The sequence below is a fragment of the Escherichia sp. 20412-1 genome (genome assembly GCF_003027595.1).
GTDB lineage: Bacteria > Pseudomonadota > Gammaproteobacteria > Enterobacterales > Enterobacteriaceae > Escherichia > Escherichia marmotae.
Map to the genome: position 1 here is coordinate 1 of NZ_PYQM01000096.1, position 2,553 is coordinate 2,553.

Annotated in this window: 1 protein-coding gene; it reads left to right on the forward strand. The window is 59.1% G+C overall.

What is annotated here, in order from left to right; all coding sequences use genetic code 11:
• On the forward strand, window positions 1-2,553 hold a 2,553-nt coding region (bcsC, locus tag C7B16_RS24010), incomplete at its 5' end, for a cellulose synthase complex outer membrane protein BcsC (protein WP_107180273.1).

The following is a 2,553-nucleotide window of genomic DNA, read 5'->3' on the forward strand; positions in this document are numbered from 1 at the left end:
GCGCTGGGCCAGGCGTATTCCCAGAAAGGCGATCGCGCGAATGCGGTGGTGAATCTGGAAAAAGCCCTCGCGCTGGACCCGCACAGCAGCAACAATGACAAGTGGAACAGCCTGTTGAAAGTGAACCGCTACTGGCTGGCGATCCAGCAGGGTGATGCTGCGCTGAAAGCCAATAATCCAGAGCAGGCCGAACGGTTGTTCCGGCAGGTGCGCAGTGTTGATAACGCCGACAGCTATGCAGTGCTGGGACTGGGTGATGTGGCAATGGCGCGCAAAGATTACCCCGCCGCGGAACGTTATTATCAGCAGACGCTGCGCATGGACAGCAGCAACACCAACGCCGTGCGCGGACTGGCGAATATTTATCGCCAGCAGTCACCGGAAAAAGCCGAAGCGTTTATTGCCTCGCTCCCGGCCAGCCAGCGGCGCAGCGTTGATGACATCGAACGCAGCCTGCAAAACGATCGTCTGGCACAGCAGGCGGAGGCACTGGAAAATCAGGGCAAATGGGCGCAGGCGGCAGCGCTTCAGCGGCAACGGCTGGCGCTGGATCCCGGCAGTGTATGGGTTACTTACCGGCTGTCGCAGGATCTCTGGCAGGCCGGGCAACGTAGCCAGGCCGATACCCTGATGCGCAATCTGGCACAGCAGAAACCAGACGATCCGGAGCAGGTTTACGCTTACGGGCTGTATCTCTCCGGTCACGATCAGGAGCGGGCGGCGCTGGCGCATATCAACAGCCTGCCGCGCGCGCAGTGGAACAGCAATATTCAGGAGCTGGTTAATCGGCTGCAAAGCGATCAAGTGCTGGAAACCGCTAACCGTCTGCGGGAAAGCGGCAAAGAGGCCGAAGCGGAAGCGATGCTGCGCCAGCAACCACCTTCCACGCGCATTGACCTCACGCTGGCCGACTGGGCGCAGCAACGGCGTGATTACACAGCCGCCCGCGCTGCGTATCAGAATGTCCTGACGCGCGAGCCGAATAACATCGACGCCATTCTTGGCCTGACGGAAGTGGATATTGCTGCAGGCGACAAAGCGGCAGCGCGCAGCCAACTGGCGAAACTGCCCGCCACCGATAACGCGTCGCTGAACACGCAACGGCGTGTGGCGCTGGTGCAGGCACAGCTTGGCGATACCGCGGCGGCGCAGCAGACGTTTAACAGGCTGATCCCACAGGCAAAATCTCAACCACCGTCGATGGAAAGCGCGATGGTACTGCGCGATGGCGCGAGTTTTGAAGCGCAGGCGGGGGAACCGCAGCAGGCGCTGGAAACCTACAAAGACGCAATGGTCGCATCCGGTGTGGCGACAACGCGTCCGCAGGATAACGACACCTTTACCCGTCTGACCCGCAATGACGAGAAGGACGACTGGCTGAAACGCGGCGTGCGCAGCGATGCGGCGGATCTCTATCGTCAGCAGGATCTCAACGTCACCCTCGAACATGATTACTGGGGTTCGAGCGGTACTGGTGGCTATTCTGATCTGAAAGCGCACACCACCATGTTGCAGGTGGATGCGCCGTATTCCGACGGGCGAATGTTCTTCCGCAGTGATTTCGTCAATATGAACGTTGGCAGTTTCTCCGCCGACGCTGAGGGTAAATGGGATAACAACTGGGGCACCTGTACGTTACAGGATTGTAGCGGCAATCGCAGTCAGTCGGATTCCGGTGCCAGCGTTGCTGTCGGCTGGCGCAATGACGTCTGGAGCTGGGATATCGGCACCACGCCGATGGGCTTCAACGTGGTGGATGTCGTTGGCGGCATCAGTTACAGCGACGACGTGGGGCCGCTTGGTTACACCATTAACGCCCATCGTCGCCCCATCTCCAGTTCCTTGCTGGCCTTTGGCGGGCAAAAAGACTCCCCGGGCAACACCGGGAAAAAATGGGGCGGCGTGCGTGCTGATGGCGTGGGGCTAAGCCTGAGCTACGATAAAGGTGAAGCGAACGGCGTCTGGGCATCGCTTAGCGGCGACCAGTTAACCGGTAAAAATGTTGAAGATAACTGGCGCGTGCGCTGGATGACGGGCTATTACTATAAAGTCATCAACCAGAACAATCGCCGCGTCACCATTGGTCTGAACAATATGATCTGGCATTACGACAAAGACCTGAGTGGGTACTCACTCGGTCAGGGCGGTTACTACAGCCCGCAGGAATACCTGTCGTTTGCCGTACCGGTGATGTGGCGTGAGCGGACGGAAAACTGGTCGTGGGAGCTGGGGGCGTCTGGCTCGTGGTCGCATTCACGAACCAAAACCATGCCGCGTTATCCGCTGATGAACCTGATCCCGACTGACTGGAAAGACGATGCAGCCGGCCAGACCAACGACGGTGGCAGTAGTCAGGGCTTTGGCTACACGGCGCGGGCATTACTTGAACGCCGCGTCACATCCAACTGGTTTGTCGGTACGGCAATCGATATCCAGCAGGCGAAAGATTATGCGCCCAGCCATTTCCTGCTCTATGTACGGTATTCCGCCGCCGGATGGCAGGGCGACATGGATTTACCGCCGCAGCCGCTGATACCTTACGCCGACTGGTAA